Below are 25,916 nucleotides of genomic sequence, written 5' to 3'. Positions count from 1 at the left end.
TGGCTTTTAATTAAGTTGTCGATTAAAAATTTGATTTACCGGCAGGCCCCAATGTAATGTGGCTGATGGTTATTGAAGGATTTTGCAGCACGCTATCCAGTATCTGGCAGTAATAACTCATGAACAGGTCAATGGTATCCCTATCATACAAGTCAGTGCTGTATAAAAAGTTAATGTGAATCTCCCCCTTATCACTTTCTACAACATTCAGCTCCAGTTCGTAACGGGTATTGGCAGATTGTTTTGAAAAGGATACCGGCAAAAATTCTGGCTCCTTCAACCGGGTATCCTGATCGAAGAAATTGGAATAACTGAAGTATACCTCCACCAACTTACCGTTATGCTGTGTTGCCCACAGGGCCAGCATCTGATCAAATTGGTAATCCTGGTTTTCAAGCGCCTCAAGAAGGGTATTTTTTACCTTCGTGAGGATTTGATTAAAATCAGCAGCGATATCAACCTGCACCTGCAGGGGCAATACATTTACAAATGTTCCTACTATATTTTCCAAACCCGGCTGAGAACGGCCTTCGGTATCGGTACCGATCAGGATCTGGGTTTTACCTGATATTTTAGCGATGAGGATATAATAAAGCGTGAGCATGAACATAAAATCCGATACACCCGCTTCGGCACATCGCTTTTTGATTTGTATTACACGGTTACGATCAACAGGCAGTACCTGCTGATCTGCCTCATAAATGGTTACCAGCTCCCGATCTTTCAGTACAGGCAGGTCTATAGCCTGCCATTCACCTGTAAATTGTTTTGCCCAGAACAACTCCTGTGCGGCCAGGTGTTTAGCCTGCCCGCGTTGCCATACGGCATAATCAACGTACCGCAACGGCAAGGGATCAAGTGGAATATCCTGGTATAAGTGTTTAAAATCATTCATTAAAATATTTAATGAGATGCCGTCACAAATAATATGATGGATATCGAGCAGTAGATAACTCCCCAGGTTTTCCTGCTTTAGCCAACCGCAGCGCAGCAAAGGCGGTTTATCCAGATCAAAGGGACGTGCAAAAGCCTTAACAACCTCCGGTAATGAAGAATAGGGCCTTGATCCGAAATCGTGTAATGCAAAAGAAACCGCTTCCTGTACCTGCTGTACCACTTCATCCCCCTGAAATAAAAACCCGGTACGCAAAGATTCATGTCTGTTAATTAACCGGTTGAAGGCTTTTTGCAGCTTTCCTTCATCCAGCTTTCCCTTCACCTCATATACCACCACGATATTGCCGGTTATTTTCTGATCCAGCCACATGTGTTCAAAAAACAGCCTTTCCTGGGCAGAAGAGGTCACATAATAGGGTTGTTTCGGAACCTTTGTAATCGGATCGGAAATATTTCTGGCACTTTGATCAATCAGTAAGGCCTGCTGTTCAATGGTTACATGGGTAAACAGATCTTTTAGTCCTATAGTTGTATTAAACGACTGTTTAATGCTGTTTATCAGGCTAATACCGCTAAGTGAATGACCACCTAATTCAAAAAAACTGGTTTGTACGCTTATGGCTGCAGCTTCTGTTTTTAATACAGCTGCCCATATCACGGTTAGCTTATGCTGTGTTTCACCTACAGGCGCTGCGTAGCCATCTTTTATACCAATCACCGGATCAGGAAGTGCCTTTGCATCCAGTTTACCGTTACGGGTAACCGGTAATTTATCCATTTGCAAATAATGAGCGGGCAAATAATATTCAGGTAATTTCCCTGAAAGGTATTTTTTAATGTCGGCTGCATCTAATTTTTTATCTGATGTGTAGTAGGCAACCAGTTGTTTTTCATTATTTTTCTCTTTCACAACAACCACGGCATCAGAAATGCCATTGTACCGGCCCAGCCAGGTTTCAACTTCGCCCAGTTCTATCCTGAACCCCCGTATCTTTACCTGGTTATCTATTCTGCCCAGGTAAACAATATTACCATCGGGCAACCATTTGGCCAGATCGCCGGTTTTATAAAACCTTGTGCCAATTGGATGAGGTGCATCGATAAATTTTTCTTTGGTAAGGACCTCATTATAAAGGTATCCTCTTGCCAGGCCTACCCCGGCTATGCAAAGCTCGCCAGGTACGCCTATTGGCAGTATTTTATTATGGCCATCTATAATATGCAACTGTATATTATCAATGGGCTTCCCGATCGGGATGCTGTCTTCGCTCCTGCCGGGTAAACATTCGTAATAGGAAACATCTACTGTGGCCTCTGTAGGGCCATATAAATTAATGAGCCTAGTACCGAAAGGGGCGTTGAGCAACGTATTAAACTGTTCTGCATGTTCAGTACGCAAAGCTTCACCGCTACTGAATACCAAGCGAAGTTTTGCCAGATCCTGTAAAAGCAGTTGTGGTTTTACTGCTGTAAGAAAAGCCCCCAGCATAGAGGGTACGAAATGCATCACAGTTACATCATGTTTCCTGGTGGAAATAATGATTTCATCAGGATTTTTTTCTGCTCCCGGCGGTAGCAGGCACACTGAAGCACCCGTAAACGACCACCAGAACAGCTCCCATACAGAAACATCGAAAAAAAGTGGTGTTTTCTGGAGAATAGTATCGGCAGGCGAAATCGGGTAAGTATTTTGCATCCAGGATATCCGGTTTACAACGGAACGGTGTTCAATCATTACCCCTTTTGGCTTACCAGTTGAGCCGGATGTATAAATGACATAGGCCAAATCGCCCGGTAACGGGCGGGTCAGGGTAACGGCTGTATTAGCGGCCATAATCGTATCCCATGCCTCATCCAGGTTAATTATCTGGCAATCAATCAGGATATCATTTAAGTATTTACGTCTGGTAATCAGCACTTCAATCCGGGCATCCTTAATGATGGCTGCAATACGTTCAGCAGGGGCATTGGTATCAATAGGTACATAAGCCGCGCCAGTTTTCAGTATACCAAACAGTGCAGGCATGAGGGCTTCTTCACGCTCCAGCAATACACCAGCTAAATCACCTCCTTTTAATCCGGCCGATTGCTGGAGATACCCGGCCATTTTTTCCGCGCCGCTATTCAGCTCGGCATAGGTATAAATTTCATTTTCCAATTTGACCGCTATGGCATGAGGAGTATCCGCAGCTTGTTTTTCGAATATAGAAACCAGTGTTTCCTCTTCAGGATAGCTTTTAGCGGTATCATTAAAAACATTGCTAATCAAGGCACTTTCATGTGGAGTTAACAGCTCAATATCTGCAATAAGAATGCGCTGGTTGGCAGTAACTGCATCCACGATCATCAGAAAAGCATCTCTCCATCGGTTCATGGTTTCCTCCAGGAAAAGTTCTGCTGCATATTCAAAATTCAGAGCAATCTGTCCGTTTTCTTCAAATACTTCCAGGGTCAGGTCAAATTTAGAGCGGTGGCTTATCCGTTCCGACTGCCGGAGCGTTAAACCAGGAATATCAAATGCTGTGGTCTCAAAATTATGGAACACAAAAAAAGTATCAAACAATGGATTACGGCTGGTATCGCGCTGTAAACGCAAGTCGGTAACCAAATCTTCATATGGATAAAACTGATGATCAAGGCCTTCTATGGTATTGGTACTTAACGTAGCTAAAAACGTACTAAACGGCAATTCTGCTATCACCTGATTACGCAATGCCAATGTATTTACAAACATGCCGATCATACCTTCCAGTTCAACATTAAGCCGGCCAGCCGTGGGTGTACCAACCACCACATCTTCCTGGTTACTTAGCTTGGCCAGCAATATGTTATACATGGCAAGCAACACCATATACAGGGTCGTCCTTTCGTCTGAGGCTATCTGCTTTAACCGCTCCGTATCCTTGGTGCCCAGTGTAAAAGCGAGCATTTTACCTGCCTGGGTTTTGATCCTGGGCCGTTGAAAATCAGTTGGCAGTGAAAGTACAGGTGCCGGTTCCGCAAATAATTTCAGCCAGAAAATCTTTTGTTGTGCAATCAGATCAAGACGGTCCGCACTTTGTTGCCATACCGCATAATCTTTATACTGCAATGAAGGCACCTCCGGTTTTTCCTGCTTATACAGCGCAATAAAGTCGCCCAGCAACAGGTTTTTAGATACACCATCGGTAATAATGTGGTGCATATCTACCAGCAATATATGCTGGTTCGCCACCAGTGTTACCAGCCCCACGCGGATTAATGGTGCCTGCATCAGATCAAAAGGCTGTACAAATCTGTTTAACACTTCCTGGATATCATTTTTAGCCTCTACCCTTTCAATGGTGAAATTGATATGCCTGGCAATGCGCTGGTATGGTTCCCCGTTTTCAACACCGAAACAGGTGCGTAAAATATCATGTCGTTGTAACAGTTGCCGAAAGGCTGTCGTTAGTCTGTCCTGATCAACCTCTCCCTGCAACTGGTATATGCCGGTTTCATTGTATGCCAGCGATAAAGGATCCAATTGGTGCAGGAAGTAAACTCTTTTCTGTTGGGATGATAATGGATATGATAACTGAACAGGCGCTACGGGAATGCGGTATGCCGCGATTTCCTTGTTGCCGCCGCCATTCTCATCTACATAAGCGGCTACTTCGCGCAAGGTAGCCATGTGATAGAGCTGTTTTAGCGGAATACTTTTATTAAATGCCTGCTCTACACGACCGAGCAGCATCATTGCATTAAGGGAGTGCCCCCCCAGTTTAAAAAAATCACCGGATGAGCCAATCCGTTTCAGATCGATTTTTAAGATATCTGCCCACAATGCAGCCATTTTATGTTCCGTTTCGGTCGCCAGGGGGATATAATCAGTATCGCCCTCAGCAACCGGGGCCGGCAGTGCTTTACGATCAATTTTTCCATTCGGTGTGAGCGGGAGTGCATGGAGAGCCATAAAATAAGTGGGTACCATATATTCCGGCAATTTCAACAGGAGATGTTTTCTTAATGCAGCGGTATCTATCTTTTGGTCAGCAGTATAATAAGCCACCAAAAGGCGTGTTCCGTTTTCTTCCCTGGCAGTTACCACGGTTTCGTTAATGCCAATAAAAGTACTTAATACGTTTTCTATTTCCCCCAGCTCTATTCTGTACCCGCGTATTTTTACCTGGTCATCTTCCCGTCCGAGCAATTCAACGGTACCATTTTCCTGCCATCTGGCCCGATCGCTGGTTTTATACATGAGGCTGCCGGGCTGGTAAGGGTTGGCTATAAATTTTTCTGCGGTAAGCGCAGGCCTTTTCCAGTAACCCCGCGATAAGCCATCGCCTGCAATATAAAGATCGCCCACTACCCCTATGGGCACCAGTTGCAGTGCTTTATCCAATATATAAAGCCGCGTATTGGCGATAGGTGTTCCAACCAGTACTTTTTGAATACCGGTTTCGAAAGCATTTACGCATGACCATATCGTGGTTTCTGTGGGACCATACATATTGTACAGGGATGTCCGGGTTTGCTGCTGGAGCTGACGTACCAGGGCTAAAGGAACAGCTTCACCGCCGAGCATCAACAGCCGTAACGAACGGAGTAAATCAACTGAGCCCGAATTTTCCAGTGCCTGCTGGATAAAAGATGGCGTTGACTGAAGCAGGGTTACAGGATGATCTTCATTTCTATCCTGCCCGTCGAATATTTCTTTAACTGATTTCAGCTGAACCAGGCCGTTCATTACATCCCCGATACTTAAACCGAAATCAACCAGGCAGGCTATTTCATCAACCCCTGCCTTCTTCAACCGGCGCACGGTTTCGGCACATGTTTTTGGGGTACCGATAAGCGACCCGGTTTTATAGTATCGTAAAAAAGCATTCTTTAGGATCGTAGCTTTTCTTTCTTCCGATAAACCGGCTTCTGTCAGCCCGGCCTCTTCATGCAGAATCCTGCTTAAGCCTATAGCACTTTTCAGATAAGCTATAAACGGCTGCTCTACCAGTTTCTCCACCTCGTCAATATCTTCTCCAACATAGGTGTGAAGCATCAGCGCCACTTTACCTGCACCATCATGCCCGTGCTGCTTTCTGGCAGCCCTGTAAACATTGATATTATGAGAAAGCGTTTCGATATCCTGGCCCAGAAAATGGGTAAGTACATTAGCCCCGATACTTCCCGCACTCCTGAAAGTTTCTTCATTACCGGCCGATGTGATCCAAACCGGCAGATCCGGCTGCACCGGCCTTGGATATACCCGGATATCAATCAGATGACCCAATCCGTTCGAACGACTTATTGTTTCGCCGCGCCACATTTTCTTTACGTCCTCCACCTGCCTGTACATGGTTTGTTGCCGGTCGGAGTAAGAAGCTGTGTTTAATACAAAATCATTGGGATTCCAGCCCGATGCAAATGAAATTTCCACCCTCCCGTTAGAGAGGTTATCCACCACCGACCATTCTTCTGTAATACGAACGGCATCGTGCAGGGGCGAAACCACGCTCCCGCTCCTTAAAATAATCCGGTCGGTAACCATGGCCAGTGCTGCACTCATAACGGCAGGATTAGGATAAAGGCCGCCAAACTCATGAAAATGACGTTCTGGCGTCCATACTGCTTTAAAGCCATTTTTATCTGCATACTTTACGGCATCCAACACCATTCTGTATTTGTTGGCATCTTCATGATCATAACTGGAGAAAAACAAGAGGCTGAAATCAGTAACTGATTTTTCAGCCGGCAGATAGCGGGTCAGGTCGTTTACGGCAAGGTGTGAAGGATGCACGATCACTTTAACCCCCTGGCAGAGGGTCCAAAAAATTTCCAGTACCGATATGTCGAATGAAGTACTGGTAAGTGCAAGCATACAGTCATTTGAACTAACAGGCAAACGCTGGTTCATACCGGTAAAAAAGTTCACCACATTATCATGGGCTATCATCACGCCTTTAGGGTTTCCGGTTGACCCCGATGTATAAATTAAATAGCAAAGATTTGATGCAGCTGCCGCAAGCGGAGGGTTGCTTTCATCAACTGCTTCTTCCCAATGTTCCAATAGCCGTACCGGTGCGGTAAAACCAACCGGAACATGGGCCTCGTTATCAGTAAGCAATACCTTGACGCCGCTATCATTTAAAATATACTCTTTCCTCAACTGCGGGTAGGCAGGATCAACCGGTACATAAGCGGCACCAGCCTTGAGTATACCCATCATTGCTGCAATCATTAAGGCTGAACGGTCTGCTGCAAGGCCAACAATATCTCCTGTTACAACGCCATAGGTTTCATGTATTTTTTTTGCCAGGTAGTTAGCCTGCTGATTCAACGCATCAAAAGTATATTCCCGGTTTTCGTAAATGAGGGCGATTTTATCCGGTGTTTGCCTCACCTGTTCCTCAAATAAGGAAATGATTGTGGCATTTACCGGATAATTAGTTTGTGTATCATTAAAATCAAAAAGCAATTGCTGCATTTCAATTTGGGGCAGCACCGGTATGGCCTTTATTTTAATATCAGGCTGTGAAGTGATTGCTGATATAATACGTTTGAAATACCCGATAAACCGGCTGATCGTTTGTGCTTTGAACAGGCTTTTGGCATATTCTACCTGAAGCACGATTGCATCACCATCCTGAAAGGCATACAGCGTAAGATCAAATTTTGAAACCCTGTGATCACTGCTGTAGGGCTTAATATTGAGACCCGGAATGGCTACAACGGCATGTTCGAAACTTAAAAAATCGAACAGCACATTAAATAACGGATTCCTGCTTGCATCCCTTTCCAGCTTGAGATTATCGATGAGTTCTTCATAAGGATAATCCTGGTTATCCATGCAGGCCATTGTTTTCATACTTACGGCAGCCACAAGTTCCCTGAAGTTGAGGTCGGTATCGATCAGATTCCGTATCGGCAGGGTATTTACAAACATGCCGATGACATCTTCCAAACCGGTATATTTTCTGCCTGCAGTAGGTACGCCGATTACAATATCATTTTGATTACTGAGCCTGGATAATAAAACATTATATGCAGCCAGCATAACCATAAAGAGTGTTGTGCCATTGGCAGCGGCCATAAGTTTTAAACTTTCTGCCTCAGAACCATCGATCCTGAATTCCTGGATGCCGCCTTCATAGTCCATAACCGATGGCCTTGGAAAATCAAGCGGCAAATCAAGAGGAAGCAATTCACCTGAAAATTCATTAATCCAGAATGCGCCTTGTTTCTGTATGTCGGCCTCCCGCCCGCTATCTTGTTGCCATGCCGCATAATCTTTAAAATCAAGCTGTAGCGGTGGCAGCACTTCATTGTTATAAAGCGCCATAAAATCTTTAACCAACACCTGCTGAGATACACCGTCGGCAATAATATGGTGCATATCGAGCAGTAACAAATGCTTATCCTTCCCGATATTTAAAAGTTGGGCACGCATGAGTGGTGCAGCCGAAAGATCGAAAGGCACCACAAAGTCACGAATCAATGCTGCTGTTTGATCTGGTTTTGCTATGGTATAATCTATCCGGAAAGAAACATTTTTCTTAATCTTTTGTACCGGCCCGTCGCTTTCCATTTCGAAAAAGGTGCGCAAACTTTCGTGCCTATGTATTAAGGTTTGAAAAGTTTCATTTATTTTTTCAATATTTAATTCGCCTTCAAGTTCCATTACCCTTGGCATATTATAGGCCACCGCATCCTGATTATACCGGTACAGAAAATACAAACGTTTTTGCGCGTAAGAAAGCTGATAAGCATCCTGAAGCGGTATGCGTGGGATGGATATATCAAAATTCTGCCCCCCCGCATCCTGCAATAAAGACAGTAATTCACTTTTTTTGCTTTTAATAGAGTGAAGCAGCTCCGGCGTCAGGTTACGGCCCGGATCATAAATATTCAGCTCCAGGCCACTGGCTTCCAAAGAAATGTCAAGCTCAATTAATTTACTCAGTAGGGCTTCCATAATTAAATTGCTAGTTTTTCCGTTTTATGACCTGTTTTTCTTACCAGTGATGCAACCAGGATCTCTTTGTTCAGGGCATCAACAGTTGGTTTTTTGAAGAAATTGAGCAGCGGAATGTGCACACCGAATTCCTGATGCACCTTGCTCATGAGCATAATGGCACTAAGCGAATGCCCGCCCATTTCGAAAAAATTCTGGTACATACCAATAATTCCTGCATCTGTTTTCAGAATATCAGCCCAGATTTCAACCAGTTTGATGGCAATTTTACCCGAAGGGGCTACGTAATCTGCCATTTGCTCCCGTACCGGCTTAGGCAGCATCTTTTTGTTCAGTTTGCCATTCGGCGTCAGTGGAAGTGCATTAAGTGACATAAAATAAGCCGGAATCATATAAGCCGGTAACTTCTGCTGCAGATAAGTGCTGACATCTGCAGGCTCAACAGCCTCATAAGGCACATAATAAGCCACTAAAAAAGTATTATTTCCCTCTCCCGATAGGATCACCACGGCTTCCTTTACCTGGGGATGGCTGATCAATTGCTGGACAATTTCACCGGGTTCGATGCGGTGGCCCCTGATCTTAACCTGGTCATCCATCCTGCCCATAAATTCAATATTGCCATCAGGCAGCCAGCGGGCCATGTCGCCGGTTTTGTAAACCAGGCCAGACGGTTTTGCCGGATCAGGGATGAATTTCTCTGCCGTGAGTGCAGGCTGGTTCAGGTAACCAGCTGTAACTCCTTCGCCACCGATACATAATTCACCACCCACGCCTGGCGGCAAGAACCTGTTGTTCTTATCCAAGATGCGGATAACAGTGTTAGCGATGGGCTTACCGATGCAAATAATATCACTTTCTGTAAGTTCGTATATGGTTGACCAAACGGTAGTTTCAGTTGGGCCATACATATTATAAATACGGCTTCTTGTTAAATTTTTTACCTGGCTGAGCAGTTCAGGTGGAAATGCTTCCCCACCCACCATCAGCACTTTAATACCAGAAAGTACATTTCCAGCTGATGCATCGGCCAGAAGCAGGCGCAGATGTGATGGCGTAACTTGAATAAAATCAATTCCCTGATCAAGGATGAGTTGGCCCAGTTCTTTGATATCCCGCTGAACAGTATCACCTGCAAGCACTATCCTGATCCCGCTGAGTAAAGGTAAAATGGTTTCCAGTACGAAAATATCAAACGATACGGTGGTTAAACCAAGCATGGCACTTCCAACCGAAAAATCAATTCTTTCGCGGATGCCAAACACAAAATTTACAACATTCCGGTGCGTTACCGCAACTCCTTTCGGTTTACCGGAAGAGCCGGAAGTATATATCATGTAGGCAGCGGCAGCCGATGAGATTACCGTATCCGTTTGCCCGGTCGATTTCAGGTCAATAACTGAAACATCTACCCAGGTAACGCCCTCCTGCTTCAGGTTCTCGTGCTGCGCCATAAGTTCAGGCCTGGTCAATACCAGTTCAAGTCCGCTGTCGTCCAATATGTACTGTATACGTGCAACAGGATAAGCAGGATCAATAGGTACGTAAGCGGCTCCGGTTTTTAATATCCCCAGCAGGCAGGGTATCAAAAGGCTATCGCGCTCCAGCATCAAACCTGCTTTTTTACCCTCACCAAGGCCGTGTACCGCTTGAAGATGCCTGGCAATACCATTTGAACTTTGCTGTAGTTCCTGATAGGTCCATGCTTTGCCACCGGCTACGATAGCAATCTGACCGGGCCTGCTGATGGCCTGCTGGTCAAACAAAGACACAATGGTTTCATGGACAGGGAACGATAAGGCAGTATCATTAAACCTATCAACCAGCATCAATTTTTCTTCCGGCGGTAATAGGCTCAGGTCGGCGATACAAACCAGGCTGTCTTTCGTAAAATTGCTGAGCAGCTGTTTAAAATAGGTAATGAACTTTTGAACCGTTGTGCTATCGAAAAGTGAGGTGGAATATTCGAAATCAAATTCATATATACCTGCTGCCTCTCCCGCTATCAGTGTAAGGTCGAATTTAGACAGTGTATAACCCGTATTGTAATTCTGCAGTTCCAGTCCGGGAATTTCCGGCAAGGCCTGTTCAAAGTTCCGGAACATAAACATCACATCAAACAATGGGTTCCGGCCGGTATCCCTTACAATCTGCAATTCATCAACAAGGGTTTCGTATGGATAATCCTCATGTTCAAAATAAGACAATACCCGCATTTTAACAGACTGTAAGAAATCATTATAATTCAGGTCGCTGTTTACCTGAAAACGCAGCGGAATCGTATTGATAAAGATGCCGACCATATTCTCGAGGTCAGCATGTGAACGACCGGCAACAGGCGTACCGATTACCACATCTTCCTTATTGCTGATCTTGCTTAAAAATATCAGGTAAAGGGAAAGCAATACCATATAAGGTGTTGCCCCTGCCGCCAGGGCAACCGCATTTATTTCAGCAGTTTGTGTTTTGCTAAGTGCAAAATGCAGCACATCACCCTTATAATCTTTAACCGCTGGCCTTGCATGGTCTGTAGGTAAATCAAAAATGATCTCCTCTTCAAATTGTTTAAGCCAGAACCTGCGCTGTTTTACCAGCTTTTCCTGTTGCAGCTGCTGCGATTGCCATTCGGCATAATCTTTATAATGTAATGGTAAAGCTTCTTTAAATTCCTGGTTCGTATAAGCCTCCCATAGTTCTTTTAACAGCAACTGCTGGGAAATACCATCCGCTATAATGTGATGCATATCTACAACGAGTATATGCTGTGTGGTGCTGAGTGAAATCAGCATGGCCCTGATTAATGGCGGCTCGCTCAATATAAAAGGCTGAATAAAATCCCCGATCAGGGTATTTACTTCTGTTGCATGGCACTCCGTATGCGACAATGAAAAATTCACCTCATTTTTTACACTCTGCATGGGCACACCGTCTACCAGTTCAAAACTGGTTCGCAAACTTTCGTAGCGGTTAATGAGCAGCGAAAAAGCATTTTCCAACCTGTTAACATCCGGTGTGCCATTTATATTGATGGCCTGCGGCATATTGTAAGCAGTTGATAAGCGATTAAGCTCGTACAGAAAATACAGGCGGCGCTGTGCGGAAGACAATACATAAAATGCCTTCATCTGTGCGGAAACAACAGGGATATAGCTGTCGGTTTCAGCCCGCTCAATATACCTGGCCATCTCCCGGACGGTCTGCAGCCTGAATACTTCGCGGAGCGGGATATCCGTTTGCATTAATTTCTTAACCTGGTTGATCAATACCGTTGCGCTTAATGAGTGACCACCCATTTCGAAAAAACTTTTATTGATACTGATGCCGGCCGGGGCAGTCTTCAGCAGTTCCGACCAGATTAATACCAATTGCTCCTCCAGTTTACTTTCGGGTGCCATATGATCATCGCCCGGCCCGATTACCGGCTCCGGTAGTGCCTTGCGGTTCAGTTTTCCATTGGCTGTAAGCGGTATTTCAGTAATTTGCATATAATATGCAGGCACCATATACCCCGGAAGCCTCGCCTGCAGATGCCCTAGCAACAATGTGCCGTCAATTTCTTTTTCACTCAGGTAATAAGCCACAAGCCTTTTATCATTGTCCTGTTCCGAAACTATTGCAATGGCATCCTGTACCCCGTCAAAACTAACAAGCTGCTTTTCAATTTCGCTCAACTCTATCCTGAAACCTCGCAATTTTACCTGGGTATCTATTCTTCCCAGGAATTCAAGATGACCATCTTTCCGCCATTTAACCAGGTCGCCAGTTTTATAAAGCCTTTCGTTTGGCCGGTGTGGATGAACAATAAATTTTTCTTCAGTTAAAGCTGGGTTGTTCAGGTAACCATCGGCTACCCCCCTGCCGCCAATAAATAACTCACCAGGTACACCAACAGGCTGGTCAATGCAGGCCGTGTTAAGTACATAGAGATTTACATTGTTTAATGGTTTGCCAATAGGTATAGCAAAATCAGTATCATTTTGTAACAAGGTATAGGCTGTGGTGTATACTGTTCCTTCCGTTGGCCCATACAGATTTACCAGCCTTAATGGCAATTGGAGGGCCTGTATTTTCTGTACCGTGGTATAAAACAGGGCTTCACCGGCCAGGAAAATATATTGCAAACTGCTTAGCCAATCAACAGGATGTTTTGCTGCTTCTTCTGAAAACACGGTAAACATGGATGATACAAAATTAACATGCGTAATTTTTTGCTTTGCTATGGTATTCAGAATCACTGCGGCATTGCCCTCTTCCCCGACAGGGAGAAGACACAGGCTACCCCCGGCAAGAAACCAGCCGAACAATTCGGCAGCCGAAACATCAAAAGAGAAAGTAGTTTTTAAAAGATACACCCCCCGTGCATCTAGGGGATATCGCTCCTGCATACAATGTATCAGATTTGCCAACGAACCATGCGAAACGACTACCCCTTTGGGTTTACCAGTAGAACCGGAGGTATATATAACATAAGCAGGGTGATCTGTATGGATCTCTGCTGCAGAAAAAACATCTTTTTGCTGCTGTATTTCCGAATATTCCTGATCAAGATCGACCACCCTTACCGCAATATTTTTTAAACGCGGTATATATTTTGTCCGTGTGATCAAAATTTTGATACCGGCATCTGCAATAATAGCGTCTATCCTTTCTTTCGGATAAGAGGGGTCTATAGGTACGTAAACCGCGGCCGCCTTTAATATACCAAATACAGAAGATACCTGATCAGGTTCACGTTCCAGCATAACAGCAACCAGATCACCGGCAGCAACATGTTTTTCGGTTTGCAGGTAAGCAGCCATAAGATTGGCCTGGCGGGCAAATGATGCATAAGTCATATCGCCGCCTGCAAAACGCAGGGCAATATTTTCAGGCGTCTTTTTTACCTGTCCGTCAAACAGAGGCATCGGCAATTGCTGTGCCTCCACATTACTAACAGGCCCTTTATTAAAACCGCTTATCAGCCGTTGCTCATCAGCAGAAAGCAAGGCTATCTCCCCGATATTACCCTGCAGGTTGGTGGCCATTGCTTTTACGATCCGGCAAAAATAATCAGCAAAGCGCTGAATGGTTGCTTTGGAAAACAATTCAGTAGCATATTCAAGATGGAATGACAATTGTTTTTCTTCTTCAACGGCCGTAAGTGTGAGGTCAAGACGTGATACGGGGTGAACGAAATTGCAGGGTGTCAGTGTAAGTCCTGGTAAGGTAAACAGGTTTTCTTCTTCCTTTCTAAATACAAATAAGGTATCGAATAATGGATTTCTGCCTGTGTTTCGGTTTACCTGAATATCCTGGATCAATTCTTCGTACTGGTAAGCCTCATTTTCAAAACATTGAAGTGTCCTGCCGGTCACTTTTGCCAGAAATTCCTGTATCCGCAGTTCATTCTGCGGAAAATTACGCAGTGGGAGGGTATGAATAAATACACCGATCATTTTTTCTATATCAGGGTGATGACGACCGGCAATAGGGCTGCCAATAGTAATATCCTCCTGATTAGATAATTTGCCCAGCAAGATATAATAAGCGGTTAATAAAACCATGTACAATGTTGTATTTTCATCGGCCGCAATGGTACGCAGGCTATTCACCACATCTTCCCCGATATTAAATGTAAAGGTGTCACCGGCATATTTAGGTACGGCGGGGCGTGGATAATCTGACGGTAAATCAGCTGCAGGCACCTCATCCTCGAACTGTTGTATCCAGAATTGACGGTGCTGCCTGCTTTTGAGCTGCTGTAGGGGATCCTGCTGCCAACTCGCATAATCTTTATATTGTAAATGCAGTGGGGTTAAATCTTCCTGTTGATATAAGGAAATGAACTCCTTGATCATGATTTCCTGAGATACAGCATCCATAATAATATGATGCATATCGAGCAGGAGATAATGTTCTTCAGCTTCGACACCGATCAGCGCGACTCTGAAAAGCGGTGCTTCTTCAAGGTTAAAGGGTTTTACAAATTCTGCATAAAGCGAAGGGAGTTCCGCCTCCACTGAGCGGATTACCGGCAGGCTGAATTCAATTTCTTCAACTACCTGTTGCATAGGACCATTTTCAGTCATTAAAAATGCAGTACGCAAACTTTCCTGTCTCTTGAGCAGTGCGCTCCAGGCCGCTTCCAGCCGCTCTTTAACCAGGTAGCCACTCATTTTAACCATATATGGCATATTATAGGCAAGCGATTGGCGATCAAGCATATATAACATATACAGCCTTTTCTGCGATGATGACAATGGATACCATTGCTGCTGTGCTGCCTTTTCGATCCCCTTGTACACATGTTTTTCCTTTTCGAGGATTTGCCCGGCCATACCGGCCAGGTCAGGATAGGCAAATACTTCGCTCAACGGCAGTACAATCTGCAACTCACTGTAAATTTTATTAACTAATTTTACTGCCTTGAGCGAATGCCCGCCCCATTCAAAAAAGTTTGCATAGCGACTGATAGCTGAAGCATCTTTCTGTAACACGTCTGCCCATATCATGGCTAACTGCTGCTCTACGGCACCAACCGGGGCCTCATATTGTTGCAGGAGCTGTATATCGGGCTGTGGCAGCGCGCTGGTATCCCTTTTACCATTGATGGTAAGCGGAAGACTCTGGAGCTGTATATAAAACTGCGGCACCATATATTTGGGAAGTATGGCAGCCAGAAATTGTTTTAATATCTCAGGCATTACATCATCTTCGGCTACAAAATAAGCAACCAACTGCTTATCTTCCCCGCTTTCCGTCACGCTGACAAGTACCTCCCTTATTCCAGTGTAGGAAAGCAGGTGGTGCTCGATCTCCGCAGGTTCTATTCTGAAACCATTTATTTTAATCTGGGTATCATTCCGGCCTTTAAAAACAAGGTTACCGTCAGCAAGCCTCACAGCCATGTCGCCTGTTTTGTACATTTTTCCTTCTTTATGGAAAGGATCGTGCAGAAACCGGTTCGCGGTAAGTGAATCTTCATATAAATATCCCCTGGCCACACCTTTACCGGCAATATACATTTCACCCGCAACGCCGGCAGGAACCGGTCGCAGGAGCCTGTCCAGTATATAAATTTGTGTGTTTGCAGCAGGTTTACCGATAGGAACAGTAAGCCCCTGATCTTGCGGGTTAAACTGATGGATCATACATCCCACGGTAGCCTCTGTAGGGCCGTATTCGTTGTATATCTCCATTTTACCCTGGTATAAGTGGTAAATGTCTGCAGCCAGTCTTTTATCCAGCTCTTCTCCACCCACAATCAGCGTTTTAATCTTGCTTTGCTGGAGTGATGGAAGTGACCTCATGTCTCCAAGCATTTTCAAGTGCGAGGGAGTAAGCTTAATGATGGTTGAGCGGTTATCCTTCAGCATTCTTTCCAGTAGTGCGCCGTCTGATACTCCTGGGTACAATATCACATCATTTCCTGAAACCAGCGGTGCGAAAACAGAAGTGATCGTTAAGTCGAAAGATATGGAAGAATAGAGCGGGAAAGTTGCCCTTGATCCTTTAATATAGGCAGAAACCGCCCAGGTAATATAATTTAAAAGTGAGTCATGCCCGATCATTACCCCTTTAGGCGTCCCGGTTGATCCGGAGGTATAAATTACATAGGCCAGATCCGCCGGATCATTTATCGCTACACGAATTACGGTTTGCTGTGAAATGTTTCCCACTTCACCATCAAGGTCAAAGAGCGCAATGGCGGTGGACAATCCTTCGGGCAGAAACTGGCCCCTGGTTATTAGCATTACCGGCCGGGCGTGCGCAATAACCGAACGCACCCTTTCTGATGGGTAAGCTACATCAATGGGCAAAAAGGCTGCACCAGCTTTTAAAATACCCAGCATGCAGGGTATAAGGTAAGTTTCTCTATCGAGCAATAAGGCAACCAAGTCTCCAGGTTTTATTCCTCGTTGTATTAAGCAGCCTGCAATTTTATTGGAAAGCTGCTGAAGTTCATGGTAACAAAGCGTACCTGCAGGGGTATGTAAAGCAGGCTGATCAGGATGTAAAGCAGCTTGTTTTTCAAAAAGAGACACCACCGTTTCCCGGCTGCCAGCCTTTTTATTCAGGCTGGAATTAAAACCATTAACTAGCTTATCCTGTTCGGCTGCATCCAGCATCCTGATTTCTCCAATTTCTGCATCAGGCGAATGGCAGATAAAATCAAGGATATTAAATAGGTGCGCAGCGGCCTGGGCAATTATAGCCGTATCATAAACTGCCGCATTGTAATCCAGCTGTACCTGCATTTTTTCGCCGGGAATAACCGTAAGTGATAAATCATAGCTGTTCTGGTTATAAAAATGTGCATCTGAAATGCTTATCTCGTTTGCGGTACCCTTGCAGGCAGTGGCAGATTCAAATTCGCGGGATAAGGGATAATTTTCAAAAACCATAATGTGGTTAAACAGACTGCTATCTTTTCCGCCTGCAGCCAAAATTTCAGGTAAAGGCAGGTATTGGTGTGCTTCACTGTCAAGAGAGGCTTGCTGAAATCTTTTCAAAGCATCCGAAATGGTCTGATGTATTTCGCAGGAAAGGTGTACCGGAATGGTATTAATAAATAAACCCACCATAGTTTCAATTCCAGGTAGCTCGGCCGGCCTTCCCGAAGTTACTATCCCGAAAACGGCTTCTTCCCTGTCATTATACCTGCCCAGTAATATACCCCAGGCAAATTGGAAAAGGGTACTTAAAGTAATGCCGTAAGCCGCTGATAGCTGATGAAGTTTGTGCACAAACGCCTCATCCATGACCAGCTGATGCTTTAGATGCTGGCCATGCAGTTTTTCTGTTAACTGCGAAGTCGTTTTTGGAGGTAGGGAAGAATTGAAATCGCAGGCCGAAAGGTAATTATGCCAATAATTTAAAGAGGCATCCTGATTCCTGTTTTCGAGCCATAGGAGGTAATTTGCATAGGTATGTACAGGGGTTATCCGCTTTTCCGTATAGTTTTGAAGGCTTTCATATTCTTCCAGAAAATCTTTCATAATAATGCCCAGGCACCAGCCGTCCATAACAATATGGTGATGACTCCAGATTAGTTCATATTCATCTCCGGCTGTTTTAACGATACATAAACGGATCAGTGCATCTTTAGCCAAGTCAAATTTTCTTTCGAGATCCTGCAGCAGGAAACCATTTATCACATGATCTTTTCCTTTTTCGGCACAAATTTGCACCACATCATGGTACTGTACTGTAAATGGCCTTTCCTTTAAAATCAGCTGCAGGGGCTGCTCATAACCTTCGTGTAAGAAAATGGTCCTCATTGCAGTATATTTCTGTACAAGCGCTTCCATGGTTTGCTGTACAGCCGGTATTTGCAATGTTCCATTGATTTTTACCGTCATCTGCTCAAAATAACTGTCCGTACCGGGATCAAGCAGGTAATGGAAAAGCATTCCTTCCTGCATGGGGGAAAGCGGACAGATATCTTCAATTAAATATTGCTCCTGGATCGTGTCCAACTGCTCAATCGTTAGCCCTTTACAGGTAATATCGGCCGGCGTAAGGGTTTCTGCTGTACAATTTGCGCAGTAGGTGATCAATTCCCTGAGCGCATGATTGTAACCGTCTGCCAGATGCTGCATCGTTTCATTATGATATTGTTCACGGCTGTAAGCAATGGTAATGTGCAAACGTTTCTGCAATACGATACCGGATATATCCCAATCATACAGCCTGTTATCATTCAGATCCCTGTTGTTGCCTGATGCATTGGTATGGACAGAGAACAGGTTATCATGCAGATCGGCATCAGCCTGTCCCAGATAATTAAACAGGATTCTGGCCCCGTTCATCATTCTGGATCGGCTTGTATTTTGCAGAAACCCGTTAATCAGGTAACCGATTCCTTTATCAGGAATGTTCCGCAGCGTTTCCTTAACGTATTTAATGGTTCCGGATAAATCATTCGGCGTATATTTAAGGTACACCGGGTAAATGGTGGTAAACCAGCCTACAGTGCGACTGAAATCGGCATCAGCATCAATTTCTTCCCTTCCATGCCCTTCAAGGTGAAGCAATATGCCATCAGTATTCTGGTATTGCCTTTTCAGCGTTAAAAGCAATGCAGCTAATAAAACATCGTTAATCTGGGTATGAAAAGCAGCCGGTACTTTTATCAGCAGGTCACTTGTGCTTTGCTCATCCAGGGTAAAGCGCACAGTGCTTTCCTGATGTACAAAATTTCCGCCATTTTCCTGGTCTCTTTCAGGTACCACAGCCTTAACCTCATTCAGTTCATTCCAGTAGGCGGCTGCCCGGCTAAAAGCAGCAGTGCCCGAATATTTTTCCAGGTATTGAGGCCATGTAATAAATGCTGCGGTTTTAGCAGGAAGTATGGTTTGCTCCCCTGCAACGATCTGCCGGTAAAGGGTTTGAATATCTTCCAACAGGATCCGCCACGAATAAGCATCTACAACTAAATGGTGAATGATAATCAACAAAGCACTTCCATTGTCAAGATGAAACAACGCAGGTTTTACCAGTGGTCCTTTTTCCAGGTCTATGCTTTCCTGTAGCCTGTTGGCAAAAGCCACCATGTCATCTTCTGGATATAGTGCTTCGACCAGATCAACTTCTTCTACCTGTAAACCGGCATATTGCAGATTTTCCTGAACTACGCTGAGGCCGTCACTTCTAAATGCTATTCGTAAGGCATCATGATGCTGCAATAACTGTTCAAAAATCTGTATTACCACATCTTTAGTAATCCGCTGTTCCGATTTCAGCAGCACAGACTGATTGAAATGATGCTTACTGTTAATATTTCCTTCAAAAAACCAGCTTTGTATAGGCGTTAAAGCCGCGCTACCGTGTACCGGTAACTGGCTGTATGCGGCGGTTATTTTTTGCAGTTTACCGGCCAGTAAGCGGATGGTTTGGGCAGCGAAAATATCTTTTACCGAAACTTGATAACCCAGTTCCCGTAAGCGTGAACTGATCTGTATTGATTTTACAGAATCGCCGCCTGAGGAAAAAAAGTTATGTGTAGTGCCGATACCATCTATTCCTAAAACTGCGGTCCAAATCTTTACCAGCAGCTGTTCCTCAGTTGTTACAGGTGCTTCATAATGGTTTTCCGGGTCTGGTTCAGGATCAGGTAAAATGCTGCGGTTAATTTTGCCATTTGCCGTCAGCGGCATCGAAGTTAAAGCCACCAGGAATGCCGGCACCATGTAATCAGGCAGCTTTGCCGACAAATATGCCCTCGTTTCCTGGTTGGTAATCGCCTCGCCGGCCACATAATACGCAATCAGGTATTTACTGCCATTTCTTTCGCGGGCCAGTACAACAGCTTCTTTAATCGCCTGATGGGTAAGCAATTGCCGTTCAATCTCGCCAGGTTCTATCCTGAAACCACGAATCTTAACCTGGTCATCCTTCCTGCCAAGAAAAATGATTTCCCCTTCCGGGGTCCATTTGGCCAGGTCGCCTGTTTTATAAATCCTTTCGTTTGCTTTAAAAGGGTTCGATACAAACTGCCTTCTGGTGAGTGCCTCATTGTTAATGTAGCCGATGGCCAACCCCGCTCCGCCGATACATAATTCGCCAGGTACGCCTACAGGCTGCAGACGCAAATGATGATCCAGGATATAGATCTGTTTGTTACCAATAGGTTTACCAATACTATATCCATTAGCTTGGCGCGCTGCTGTTACTTCCAGCCAGGTTGTCCATACGGTATCTTCAGTAGGCCCGTAGAGGTTAAATAAACGAAATGGCAGGTGTTTTACCGGATGATAGTTAAACCTGTCGCCGGCTACGTTCATCACCTGTAACGCCCCCTCACCTGGCAACCAGGTTTCATGAAGCAGGTATTCGGCAATGGCTGTTACCTGGTAGGTGATCATAATGCCGTTATCAATTAACCACGAACGCATGGCAACGGCATCCATTCTTACCTCTTCAGGTGCAATGCAAAGCTGGCCACCATTGGCCAGCGCAGGCCAGATTTCAAAAACCGATGCATCGAAATAAAGATTGGCCACCTGGCTGAAACTGGCACCTGCAGTTATGGGGTATAATTTTTTATAAAAATCCAATAAATTAAGTACGCCGTTATGACTCACCTCTACTCCTTTAGGCACACCGGTTGTACCAGAAGTATAAATAATATACATCGGCCTCGCTGCCTCCATTGCTGGTGCAGTAAATGTTAAGTCCGTATTTGATTTAATATTCTCTCCAACCGGGAAAAACGCAATTTTATCAGGACTGAATGGTATAGAAGGGCCATCCTCCAGTATATTTTCCTGAACCAGCACCAATACTGCACCGCTATCTGAAAGAATATAGTCATTTCTTTCTGCAGCCACCTGAGGCGACAAGGGCAGGTATACGCCACCGGCCTTTAATACAGCATATATGGCTACGATCATTTCAATCGAAGGCCTGAACAATACAGCGATCCTGGGTATTTCCAACTCATGCAGCCGGCCGTGAAGCAAATTGGCCAGTGCATTTGCCTGCTGGTTCAGCTGACTATAGGTTAAACTTTTTCCCCCGAAACTCACCGCAGTACGATCGGGCGAATTCAGCGCATGCTGCACGATCAGATTAACCAGTTTTTCGTTCCGGTTAAATGCTGTTTTTGTATCATTAAAATCAGTAAGCAACTGGCTGCGCTCTTTGACAGTCAGCATTTCAATTTCCCCGATCCTTATGGAAGGATCTGTAGTAATAGCGTTGATGATGTTGTTAAAATAACCGGCAAAACGCTGAATGGTATCGTGCCTGAACAATTCAGCTGCATATTCAAAGCGGCATATGATTTTACCCTCCTTTTCAACGGCGGAGAGTACCAGATCGAACTGGATCGCCTGGTGTGCCCGGTCTGCAACCTGCAATTCAAGTCCGGGTAGCTGCAAAATGGTTTCCTTATAATTCTGGAAAGTAAACAGCGTATCAAATAAGGGATTGCGGCCAGTGTTCCGGGGTATGTTTAATAAATTAACCAGCTCTTCATACTGGAATTCCTGGTTGGCGAAACATTGCTGAATATGCGTAGCCAATGTTTTCAGGAATGCTTTAACGGTTGCTGAAGTTTCAGGCCGGCTGCGTAAAGCGAGCATATTCACAAACATGCCGATCATATTTTCCAGGTCAGGGTGATTTCTTCCTGCTACTGGTGTTCCTACTACCACGTCTTCCTGGTTGCTCAACCTTCCTAAAAGGATATTATAAGCACAAAGCAGAACCGTAAATAAGGTTGTGCCTTCTGCCTTCGCCAACAATTGCAGCCTGGAAGTAGCTTCAAAACCGATTTCAAAATCAAAAGATGCAGCATGAAATTCATGCTTCGGAAGCCTTTCAAAATCCAAGGGTAAACCTAGCGATTCAGGCAGATCATCAAAGCTCTTTTTCCAAAAATCCTTTTGCAGGCCTATTTCTTCCTGGTGGGATTTCCCCTGTTCCCAGGCTGCATAATCCTTATACTGCAAGGGTAATGGTGCCAGCACATTGTCCTGATATAAATCCATAAAGGCCTTTGTTAACACCTCCTGAGAAACACCATCACCAATAATGTGGTGCATATCAATGATCATCAGGTGTTTTTGAGGCGCCATTTCCACTAACCCCACCCTCATCAATGGTGCTCTGTCCAGGTTAAATGGGCGTATAAACTGCTTAATGATGCTTTCCAGTGCATCTTCCGTAGCAGTCAGGTATTCAATATCAAACGGAACGGCCTGAGCTACCACCTGAATGATATCGCCATGCTGAAGCCTGAATGATGTCCGTAATATCTCATACCGGTCAATAAGCTTTTGAAAAACATTGTTAATCAGATTTTTATCCAATTTACCATCCATCATGATGGTAACCCCACCATTATAAGCTATGGATGACTGATCGAGTTCGTACACCACATACAAGCGTTTTTGGGCAGCCGACAGGGGATAAAATTCCGATGCGGTTACGGGCAGGATAGCTTTATAAGCTATCTGATCGCCACCCATTATGTAACTGGCCTGGCTCCTGATATCCTGGTACTCAAAAACCTTATTTATAGTTAACACAACATTAAAGTCTCTCAGCACCCGGTTAATCAGGGCAATCATCTTAAGAGAATGCCCGCCCAGGTCGAAAAAGCGATGTGTCGCACTGATTTCATTTTGGTTAATTTTTAATACTTCGGCCCAGATCGCTACCAGTTTTTCTTCAGTTTCACCATTGGGTAAAATAAAATCATCACCCTTGCTGATTTCCGGATCAGGCAAGGCCTTACGGTCAAGTTTTCCGTTAGGTGTTAAAGGCATAGCAGCCAGATGTACATAATATGAGGGTATCATGTAGGCAGGCAGTGAATTCATTAAAAAAGAAGTTAATAACCCTTCTTCTATATGATCTTTTGCTACATAATACGCCACCAGCATCCGGGTTCCGTTTTCTTCTTTTGCAGTAACCACGGTTTCATTAATACCATCAAAAGCACACAGGCTGTTTTCTATTTCTCCCAACTCCACGCGGTAACCACGGATTTTTACCTGGTGATCATCCCGGCCCAGCAATTCGACCGTGCCATCTGCCTGCCAACGGGCCAGGTCGCTGGTTTTATACATTAAACTGCCTTCACAAAAAGGATTAGCTATAAATTTTTCGGCGGTAAGCCCCGGTTTTTTCCAATAACCGGATGATAAACCGTCGCCGGCAATATATAAATCACCAACTACTCCCCTGGCCAGCAACTGAAGGTCCTGATTAAGAATATATAGCTGTGTATTGGCTATGGGCATTCCTACCAGAACCTTTTGTAAACCCGGCACGAAAGCATGCACGCACGACCAAATGGTTGTTTCTGTTGGTCCGTACATATTATATAATGAAGCCCCGGTGTTTTGCTGAAGCTCCTGGACCAGGGATAATGGCACAACTTCTCCGCCCAGCAATATAAGACGAAGCGTACGCAGCAGTTCAACCGAGCCTGAACTTTCCAGTGCCTGCTGCATAAATGACGGCGTGGATTGAAGTATGGTGATCTGGTCGCCCGGCGGCAATCGTTGTAAATACCTATTTAGTTCATTTAAAGCAATATGCGATGGATGAAGTACTACTTTAACACCCTGGCACAATGTCCAGAAAATTTCCAGTACGGAAATATCAAAGGAAGTACTGGTAACTGCCAGCATACTGTCATCAGGCTGCAGCATCAGCCTTTTATTCATACCGGTAAAAAAATTGACTACATTCCGGTGCGTAATCATAACCCCTTTAGGTTTACCGGTTGATCCTGATGTGTAAATGATATAAGATAAATCATCCGGCTGGTTCACCTGGCCGGGGTTTTCTGTACGGCGGGATAATTCATCCCCAATGTTTAGTATCGGGCCGGTGTACGAAGCAACCTGCGGTACTTCGCCGGAAGTAAGCAGCAGCCCTGCCTCACTATCTTCCAGCATATATCCTATCCTTTCGGCAGGATAAAGCGGATCTACAGGTATGTAACATGCACCCGATTTCAGAATTCCGAGCAAACCGATAACCAGCCACTCAGAACGCGCTGCCAGGATGGCGATGCGTTTACCAGGACCTATATGGTAAGTTTCTTTGAGCACATGGGCCAGTTGATTGGCCTTATTGTTCAGCGATTGATAATTCAGCACTGAATTTTCGTATATAAGGGCTGTTTTATCAGGAAAGCGTGCAGCCTGATGCTCAAATAATGAAACAATGGTCTCATTTTTTGGATAATCTACCCGGGTTTTATTAAAATTTAACAGTAAATCTTCGCGCTCTTTTGCAGGTAATAGCTGTATTTTACCAGGCTTTTCATTAGGGTTATCGGTAATGGTACTAATGATGGTTTTAAAAGCATGCATGAAGGATGATAGCGATATGTTTCCCGCATAACCTGCTTTGCACGACAATTCGATTTCCACGTCCTCTTTAAAGAATACAGTGATCATCAGCGGAATATCAGTATGCTCGTATACTGATCTTAGTTCCATGGAGAATGAATCCAATCCTTTTAACCAGCTTACATCAAGCGGATAATTCTCAATCACCACAGCCGAATCAAACAGTAATTCTGTCGGTTTTAGTTGCAACTGATCCCTTAAAGCCGTATTTGAAACAAAAGTGAATGATTCCCTATCAATTAATTGATTGTTAACATCATACACTACAGAAAGCAGTGATTTGTTTGCCGTATCGGTTAAGCGCAGCGGAACAGTATTGATAAAATTGCCCACAACCTCTCCAACACCTGCAACCGGCACATCCCTACCTGAAACAACCGTACCGAAAACAATATCTCGTTCGTTAAAATATTGCTGTAGCAACACACCATAAGCAGCATAAATAATTGCAGCCCTAGTTACAAAGTGGGTTTTGGAGAATGATGTTAAAGCCGGTCCGGGAATACTGAAATGAAGCTTTTGCGGGATTATGGCAGTTCCTGCCGACTGCTGAAAGAAAGATGTTATTTCGTAACCGCTGAGGTAATTTTTCCAGTAATGAATAGCCTCAGGCCGATCAGCCAATTGCTGTACGGCAAGCTGTAGCGTGCGGTAATTCGTTTTATTGGCGACAAAAGGAAGCTGCCGGTTTAATAACTGCTGGTAGCAGCTAAAAATTTCTTTCAGTATAATTCCGGTACTCCAACCGTCATATAATATATGATGATGGGTGATGACGAATGTATAGGAATCTTCAGCATCCCTGATCACGCTGATTCTTAAGGGAAGCTCTTCCAGGTTAAAGCCCTTAACCTGATCTTTTAGCAGGTATTCATTTACAAAACTGTTATGACGTTCTGCCTTATTTTTTAAAAGATCGGTATACTTAAAGTTTAATGTACAGTTCTTTAGTATCACCTGGAGCGGCTTTGATAATTTCTCCCAGCTGAAAACAGACCTTAAGACATCATTACCCAACTGCACAGCCTTTACCGCTTTTTCAAGTAAATTAACATCAAGCTGGCCGTGAATGTGGAAAGCAAGCTGAACGTGATAAAGATTTTCATCATTATCCTTAAGATAATGGTACAACATCCCTTTTTGAACCATATTAAGTTCCACGATCTCCTGTACGTTTGATTTTTCAATCTTAACTTTCATAAATAACAAAGGTTTGTTCGGTAAATTGTGTG

2 protein-coding genes are annotated in these 25,916 nt (G+C 44.4%); both read right to left on the bottom strand.

Annotation, left to right across the window (positions count from 1 at the left end; all coding sequences use genetic code 11):
- Positions 1–22: 22 nt before the first annotated feature.
- Positions 23–8,830 (bottom strand): non-ribosomal peptide synthetase, encoded by an 8,808-nt coding sequence (locus tag OQX63_RS05190; protein ID WP_265849823.1) that lies wholly within the window; start codon positions 8,828–8,830, stop codon positions 23–25.
- A 2-nt stretch (positions 8,831–8,832) separates the two neighbouring features.
- Entirely contained in the window at positions 8,833–25,884 is a 17,052-nt protein-coding gene (locus OQX63_RS05185; protein WP_265849822.1) for a non-ribosomal peptide synthase/polyketide synthase, read from the bottom strand.
- Positions 25,885–25,916 lie beyond the last annotated feature (32 nt).

The organism is Pedobacter sp. PF22-3 (genome assembly GCF_026239555.1).
GTDB lineage: Bacteria > Bacteroidota > Bacteroidia > Sphingobacteriales > Sphingobacteriaceae > Pedobacter.
This window is presented reverse-complemented; position numbering and strand designations above follow the sequence as displayed.

Excerpts from the sequence above, each read along its gene's own strand:
- OQX63_RS05190 (WP_265849823.1), bottom strand. The coding sequence starts at position 8,830 with ATGGAAGCCCTACTGAGTAAATTAATTGAGCTTGACATTTCTTTGGAA.
- OQX63_RS05185 (WP_265849822.1), bottom strand. The coding sequence starts at position 25,884 with ATGAAAGTTAAGATTGAAAAATCAAACGTACAGGAGATCGTGGAACTT.